The 7,721-nt window shown below is 40.4% G+C and carries 7 protein-coding genes; 3 read left to right on the top strand and 4 right to left on the bottom strand.

Going from position 1 to position 7,721, the window contains the following annotated elements; genetic code table 11:
* Nucleotides 1-1,059, top strand: a 1,059-nt coding sequence (gene celB / locus K8O68_RS05600; RefSeq protein ID WP_230895944.1) for a PTS cellobiose transporter subunit IIC, incomplete at its 5' end; no start/stop codon positions are given.
* Between the two features lie 277 nt (nucleotides 1,060-1,336).
* Here the strand turns inward: celB and K8O68_RS05595 are convergent.
* The 3 genes from K8O68_RS05595 to K8O68_RS05585 form a co-directional block, all read right to left on the bottom strand.
* The gene (locus K8O68_RS05595) at nucleotides 1,337-2,926 is read right to left on the bottom strand and encodes a hypothetical protein (protein ID WP_230895943.1); all 1,590 of its coding nucleotides are present in this window, start codon (nucleotides 2,924-2,926) and stop codon (nucleotides 1,337-1,339) included.
* A gap of 244 nt (nucleotides 2,927-3,170) precedes the next feature.
* Nucleotides 3,171-3,308 carry a YjcZ family sporulation protein gene (locus K8O68_RS05590; protein WP_143051233.1) on the bottom strand — a complete coding sequence of 46 codons (138 nt, stop codon included), beginning with the start codon at nucleotides 3,306-3,308 and terminating at the stop codon, nucleotides 3,171-3,173.
* Nucleotides 3,309-3,556: 248 nt separating this feature from the next.
* A complete protein-coding gene (locus tag K8O68_RS05585) occupies nucleotides 3,557-4,402 on the bottom strand; it encodes a protein-glutamine gamma-glutamyltransferase (RefSeq protein ID WP_230895942.1) in 846 nt (281 codons plus the stop codon).
* A gap of 250 nt (nucleotides 4,403-4,652) precedes the next feature.
* On the opposite strand from K8O68_RS05585, the gene K8O68_RS05580 reads away from it, so the two are divergent.
* Entirely contained in the window at nucleotides 4,653-5,924 is a 1,272-nt protein-coding gene (locus K8O68_RS05580) for an MFS transporter (RefSeq protein ID WP_230895941.1), read from the top strand.
* Between the two features lie 137 nt (nucleotides 5,925-6,061).
* Here the strand turns inward: K8O68_RS05580 and K8O68_RS05575 are convergent, their stop codons facing one another.
* The gene (locus K8O68_RS05575; RefSeq protein ID WP_230895940.1) at nucleotides 6,062-6,790 is read right to left on the bottom strand and encodes a hypothetical protein; all 729 of its coding nucleotides are present in this window, start codon (nucleotides 6,788-6,790) and stop codon (nucleotides 6,062-6,064) included.
* Between the two features lie 432 nt (nucleotides 6,791-7,222).
* Between K8O68_RS05575 and K8O68_RS05570 the strand changes: the two genes are divergently transcribed.
* Nucleotides 7,223-7,651, top strand: coding sequence for a hypothetical protein (locus K8O68_RS05570; protein WP_230895939.1), 429 nt, complete (start codon nucleotides 7,223-7,225; stop codon nucleotides 7,649-7,651).
* Nucleotides 7,652-7,721 lie beyond the last annotated feature (70 nt).

Below are 7,721 nucleotides of genomic sequence, written 5' to 3'. Positions count from 1 at the left end.
TTTTTTCCATTGCAGGTACATATCTTCTCTGGCCATGACAACTCTCCTTATCTTCATTTCTTAATCAGAGTATCGCATGGCATAAGGAAAAGGAGAAGGTGTAGTTGGTTTGACGCTTACGAACAAATGGATAATGGGGCCCCAATTATTAATGGGTGGGAAATGACTTGGAGCGGTGTGAGCCGCTTAGGTTCTACAGGAATATTCTCGGCTATTATTATGGCTGTTATAGCTGTACAGCTATACAGACTGTGTGTAAAACGCAACTGGGTTATTAAAATGCCGGAAGCAGTACCTGAAGGTGTATCAAGGTCATTCACAGCTTTAGTTCCAGCATTTTTAGTTGCTATTGTTGTGATATTAATTAATGGCATTCTCGTTAGCTTAGGTACAGATATATTTCAGGTAATTGCTGTTCCATTTGGATTTGTTGTTAATATAACCGATACTTGGTTAGGTGTAATGGTTATTTACTTCCTGATCCACGCACTCTGGATTGTAGGGATCCATGGGTTTAATGTCATCTGGGTCGGATTCTTAACACCAATTATACTTTCCAATATGCAAGCCAACGCGGAAGGAGCAAATATTCCACTTGCGGGTGAATTTAACAATGCTTTCGTAATTATAGGTGGTTCCGGAGCAACATTAGGTTTAGTTATATTCATTGCATTTTTAGCTAAATCAAAACAGTTAAAAGTGTTAGGAAAAGCATCTATTGTTCCTGGTGTTTTTAATATTAATGAACCTTTGATTTTTGGCTTGCCGATTGTGTATAATCCATTCCTGGCTATTCCGTTCTTTTTAGCACCAATGGTAACAGCATCCCTGGCTTATTGGGCTATAAGACTGCAAATTATGGAACCTGTAATTGCACAAATGCCTTGGCCTTCTCCGATAGGAATAGGCGCATTTATCAGTACAGGAGGAAGCTTAATGGCGGCTTTCATGGCATTCTTTTCTGCAATTATTGCATTTATCATTTGGTTCCCATTCATTAAAATGTACGATAAGAAGTTAGTTAAGCAAGAAAAAGGTGAGGGTGAAGCTATTCTTTAAACGCTAAAGTTCAGTCTCATTTCCGGTCAAAAAGTTCAGTTAGAACAAAAACCTCGCTATTTGACAATCCTTTTTGTAAGCACACAGAAAGGATTGTCAAAATATAGCGAGTAAAATAAACTTCAGTTTACCATTGACCTTGAGGTTTTCCAAAATAGTGCAGACCCAGATGTCCCCTCAAACCTGATCGTTTGAGGGGCATTTTTGTAATGGTGAAAAGTGTCGGGTGAGCATCGGTGTTTTTTTACATTGTCAATCCATATACGAGTTCTTATTTTTACAGTCTTATTTCCTTATTGCTTATTTTGATAGAGATATTGTCTGCGAGATCTTTCCTGTGAGATTTTCCTTTACGGGTACCTCGGCTTGACTCTTTTTTCTTAGTAAAAAGGAGGGCTCGGTCCCAAATGACATCCAAGTGGGCGGGGCCAACAAGAGCTTCTTTGTCCACATAAAGCCTGAATCCTATAAAAGCATCGTTATAATTATCCACTCCGTATGCTTTTCCATCGGGATTTCCAGTACTATAAGGTATTGGTACACTCTTTCCGTCATTCTTTCTGGACATTTTACTTACGTAATAGTATTTTTCATTTTCATAGCCTTGAGGGAAAAGGTCGGACGCAGAATTTTTAAATTCAACCGATAGTTGAGCTACGGCTACACCATTTAAGTGTTCTTCTCCGTAGAAACTGGCATTGTTAATAACTGCTTTTCCAGTTTGTTCGTGGTTTACCCCATATAAGATGATAAAGTCATCATCGGAGGTTAATTGGAACGTCTCTGACCTGAAATAGGAGGCGTCTCTGTTATCACCTACTGTATCAACATCCATAACTGTGGCAGTATACCCATCAACAATCCAAATATCTGTCTTCAGGTCTGTATGGTCATAGTCTGTACTTCCATACTTTTTTATTATTTCATTTCGCAGGTGAGTAAGTTCATTCCTTGCATGAGGAAGAACTTCGAACTCGGTCGTGTATGTTTCCCTGCGTTTAAGGGTGGTGATCGGCCACGGGCTTAAGTGTGTGACGGGAGTTTTCGGAGAAATACGAAACACCTTCACGTAATCCTTAAGGTTCGTGAGATATTCTTTCCCAACCGCTGGATCATGAAAAACGATAGCCCTCATAGCGAACATAAAGTGATCTCTTCCCTTTTCAAGTCCCATATTGACCATTCCAATAGGGATGTTGTCATTGTTCATTATATCCGGGCTGAATCCTGCCGCTTCCAGAGTCTCCCGCATTTGCTCATTTATTTTTCTGTCGGCTGTGGTAATGATGACAGTAGAGCTGCTGTAAGGATTTCCAAGTGTTCCTTTTTGAGTATGTTCAGTCCATATATTGAAATTATTTACTTGATCGCCCAGGCTGTTAAGAAGCCTGTGATACTCGCCAATTTCTTCATTGCCGACTGTAAGATAGTCGCTGTAATCTTTTTCTGGTTCGTTTTGGACAAAACTAATATAACTTCTAAAACTGAAATAATAGGCAGGCGGAGGAGTCTTTCCAACTAACACGATTGCTTCATCAGGGCGAAGCTTAAAGTTAGCCCCAGGTGATAAATAGGCTATATTGGCTGGATAATTATCAGGGTTTTGAGGGTCATAGCCTTTTGGAGGCCTCTGACCTTTAGATGGGTTCTGGTTTGGAGCTGGCGGAAGTAAGTAAAGTGCATAAGGAGCACCGGCATGATTGCCAAAACAATCCTCTATAATTCCTAAACTGCATAGCTTCAATATATCTTCATAGCGAAGCAATCCTTCCTGCACAACAAACCCTTTTTCCTCTAACAGCGATTTGAAATTATTAATATTTCCGTAGCCTTCATTATAACCATGCGTCACATTACTGTTAGACATGAATGAGCTTCATCCTCTCTAAGTAAAAACTTGAAAAACCATCCATATGAATTTTATGAACTGGGGTTTGGGTATATGCATCATAGAGTGTGACTGGGATTTGGTCTGGGTAATGATTGAAATGAGGATTATGGAAATGTTTTTAGATGACAAAAATCCAAAAGAAATTAAACGCAATTTTAGACCTAAAAAAACTCCTGTACAAGTTGAACTGTACAGGAATTTTTAACTAATAGAGACTTAATTAACACTTTTTTGATGTGTAGCTTGCGCCAATAATGATTAATAAGATAAAAAGGACGACAATGATAGTGAAATTATGTCGCGGATACGCAGGTGCTTCATATCCATAACCAAAAGCAGGTGCTGTATAAGTCGGCATTGACGGCATTGGAGCAATATTTGGCGGAACATTTGGAGGTATATTTGCTCCGAGAGTCGGGGGGGCATTTAAGTTAGAATACATCTTCACACTTCCTTTTGTTTTGTTAGTATGCTTATACCTACATCTTACTCCCGGAGCATGGATTGGAGCCCGTCTATATGAAAAATGGGTGAATATAATGGGTGGTAAGTATCTCCCTAAAGGTTATCAATGGGGTGAATACGTTTTAATCTCGCCAATTCTTATTAATTCCATTTTCCATTTGAGAGATAATATAAATAATTGACATATGAAATGGAAGAGTCGTTATGGTGGATAACCGGGTGGTACATCTTGTATGCTCTATAGTTTCTTTGCTGACTGACTAGACTGGCTAAAGAGTTAAATGATGGCCTTGTCACTAAATTAGTCATGTAAGCTGACTGTTGGCTGCCCGGGTTTCTATAGTCGTTGAGAATATCAATGATTTCTTCTTTAGTTCTTATATGAAATCCATGACCGAAATACGTCCCGTCGTCCAGGAGGACAACATTAAGGCCTCTGAACCATGGAGCATTATTATGGAAGTCGGGATTATTAACATAACTAACATCACCTGGCAATAAGTGATTGGAATAAAAGGTCACGATACCCAGGTCGGGATCCGTGTTCCAGCTGTAAAGGTAAAGGTTTTGAAACAAGGCATTAAATAAGGATTTGCCAATACTGTTCAATGTGGCATGGTAATAGATAATCACAATAGCAGTTGCACATTCAAATCCATAGAGCGAACTGTTCCGGTAAATATCATGAATGGCATCAGCAGGTTGCACATCGCCTCTTAAAAGAAATCCGCCTTGCGCTGTTAAATTCCAGTACCGGGGGTTACAGGTGGCATATTCAAAAGTTGTAAACTGTGCTTCACTTTCACTCATCTCTTTAGAACTTTTAATAATGTTTTTTCGCATGTTCACTTCAAACAATAACTCATCCGCTGAAGCATAAGAATAAACGTTCGGAGCATGAAGCATATGCTGTATGATTGATTCTTCAATACTGTCAAGCTCCCAATTTTCCTGTGGCTGAAACGGGGCCCCTGATATTTGTATCATTCCATCCTCCATTCCAAGCTTGCTTTCCATGCCTCCGTGCTGTTAGACATGAGCTTTATCCTTTTTAGTTGAAACTAAAAAACATCCCTATGAATTTTATGAACTGGAATTTGTGTATATGCCTCATAGTATGGAACCCCGGCAACCAGGATTTTCTGGCTGCTGCTTTTAAGTTTTCTATTAAGAAAATACATCTACTGTTTCCTTAAACCCATATATATAAGGTAAAAGCTGACAGGAGTAGATGTAATTGGACAAACAAAACAGTAGGTTCAGATGGGTTATATTTGCTTCTGTATTGTTTACTTATTTGATAATGTCGAGCCAGCGAACCGCTCCCGGATTAATTACAGACCAGCTGATGACAGATTTTAGTGTCACGGCTTCAACGATTGGTTTAGTGACAAGTATCCAATTTCTCGTATATACGAGTTTGCAAATTCCAATGGGAATTCTCGCAGACCGTTACGGGCCTGATTTTTTCCTTATTACAGGTACAGCACTAACAGGCGCAGGCACCATTATCTACAGTCTTGGCACCCATGAAGCTGTCCTGTTCTTGGCCAGAATACTGACGGGAATAGGGGATGCGACCATATGGGTAAACATGATATTAATATTGAGTCTCTGGTTTAATGAAAAGGAATTTACGCGGTTAATCGGTTTTGCGGGGATGACTGGAAGCCTTGGATTTCTTTTGGCGACCGTTCCTTTCTCCGTATTCATTGTTGTACTTGGCTGGAGGGGGGCATTTCTTTCAGCAGGCCTACTTTTATGTTTGTGCAGCGTGTTTCTTTATTTTGTCCTAATAAAAAAATCAAACGAATCGGCAGTCGTGAAAAACACCGTACCAAAAGAGAGAGCACCTGTAATGCTCATTCTGCGAAAAATGCTTTCGAACCGGCAAGCATGGGGATTATTTTTATGTCACTTCGGGCTTGTCGGAGGATATATCGGATTTATCGGCTCGTGGGCTGTTCCTTACGGGATGGAGATCTATGGAATGACACGTATAGAGGCAAGCCGGCTGATTATGATCAGTCTCGTTGGAGCACTTATTGGCGCCCCTCTAATTGGCTGGATATCAAGCTGTTTAAACACCATCAAACGGCCTTATATGGTTTTTCATTTTGCGGTTTTATTGTTATGGTCGGCCTTTCTTTTCTTTCAAGCTCATCCGCCATTTTACTTGCTGGTTGTCCTTTTCTTTCTTATTGGCTTTGGGTTTGGATCAAATTCTTTAACGTTCGCAGCGATTCGCCACTCTTTTCCTGTAAAAGAATCGGGTATGGTCTCCGGGTTTGCGAATACAGGCGGATTTCTAAGTGCCGTACTGCTGCCGGGCATTTTTGGATATATACTCGATCATTTTCAGGCAACGGCAGGTAATATCGTTCAAGGATATTATTACGGATTCTTCACGCCGGTCATCTTCTCACTGTTTGGCTTAATTGGAGTGCTGGCGATTAAGGAAAAGAGGGTGGAGGGGATCTGTGAAATCAAGCGAAAGAGGAGGGAGTGATCGAGGAATAACTATCTCGGACGCGAAGGCAGAAGCCAGTGAGAAAAAATAAGGGGGAGGGGAAAGTCTATTAAATATTTCGCTCCCTCTCCCCATGATGTTTACGAAGCAATTAAATATATCAAGCAAAAGCTCCTTTAACTGAAATGTGCCTTCAGCTGTTCCTTAAACCACTCTTTTTTTTCCTCATATTGCTTTTTACGGTGCCCGTTCGCTCCAGAAGGATGAGGAAAATCAAACAATATTAAGTGATTTTGTATCTTTTCTTCGTCAACTAAATAACGAAGCACATCTGACACAGCTTTACCCGCTGGAATGATGACAGCATCTTTCACCTCGTTGGACTCGGGGACAAACAGTTCATCAATCATTTGAAAAAGTAAGGGATGCTTCAGCATAGATGGGTTAGAGCCGCTGTAATTCTTTTTATTGATAAACACGGGATATCTGAGTAAGGAAGAGGAGTGCAAAAGATGGTTCATTTCTCCATAGAGCTCTGAGCAGCTGTGAATGTTAAGGTGCTTATTCAATTCTATGCCGTCAAGCATGTCAACGAGGTTTTTTCTAATACCTTTGCCGCCAAAACTAGCCTGTCTTTTAGCACGGCGCAACATTAGTTCTTTATCTTCAGAACCAATGTGTTTTCTAACGTAGTTATAGGCCAGCTCCATCTGCGTCCATCCTGGGGTAATCCCCAGTATAATTACTTTAGCCTCCCTGTTTATATCTTCAAAGGGAGCCCAGAAAACTTCTGCCTTATTGTCTTTTGCGTAAAGGAAAGAGTCAGTCATTAAGTCTTCCTTTGTATACGTTTCTTTTACTGGCAGCTGCAAAATACTTTGTTCATAGTTTTTAAAAAAGAACATCTTTTACCCCCGGTGTTGTTTTAGGTAATATAAGTCTGCCCTATAGGCAATTAATTTTATTATCCTGTTATGTGTATTTCAATTTTTAATCCTTTTAAAATTGCAAAGGTAGTTTCTTTAGAGTTCATAGGTCTGTATGTTTGCCGCTCTGTCGGATTGATTGGGCAGGGAGCAGCACCCTATATTGGTCCTGCGCTGGAACCTCTTTTTCTTCACTTTCTTATCCTCCCTGTTTCTTAATCGTACCATGAAGCTGCCCTGGATGGAGACATGCATCTATCCATTCCTAACATACTTCAGACACAAAACTATTTCCGGAAAAATAGATATACGTCTGCCAGTTTGTCCCTTTCCAAGAACGTTTTACAACATAAGATGTAGTGTTGAGAAGTAAGTGACTCAACAATCAAATAATAAAGAGGAAGTGAATAAATGGGAATTATACCACCACAAATATTTTTGGAGTTTGACTGCAGCGAGGTGACACCTGGTCAGACTTTGGCCGCGACAGGTGCGAGCGCGAATCTTGCAACAGTCACATTGGATGTGGATGAGTCTGACAACGTTGTATGGTTAACAGCCTATGCCTCATGGACGTTAACTGGCGGAGTGATTGGAAACCGGCAAGTTACATTTAGTATTGTAAGAGATGATGATGAAGTGATATGCAGCGGGACAGATACTTCTGGCCCGGTTGGCAGTTGGAGAATGAGTGCTTTGACATGCTGTGATGAAAACCCAGGTGAAGGAGAAAGAACCTATACGCTGGTAGCGACAGCAGGGACACTTGGTCCTGCAGCCCAAACCGTCACTTTTAATAATGGGACATTAACAGGATCAGAAATTAGACAGAATGGTTAATCATCCTTATTATACTATGTTTACTAAAGTTAAGAGGGTCCGTTCGCGGACTCTTTTATTTTTAGTAAGT

Origin of the sequence: Salipaludibacillus sp. CUR1 (genome assembly GCF_021028955.1) — a bacterium.
Lineage (GTDB): Bacteria > Bacillota > Bacilli > Bacillales > Salisediminibacteriaceae > Salipaludibacillus.
This window is presented reverse-complemented; position numbering and strand designations above follow the sequence as displayed.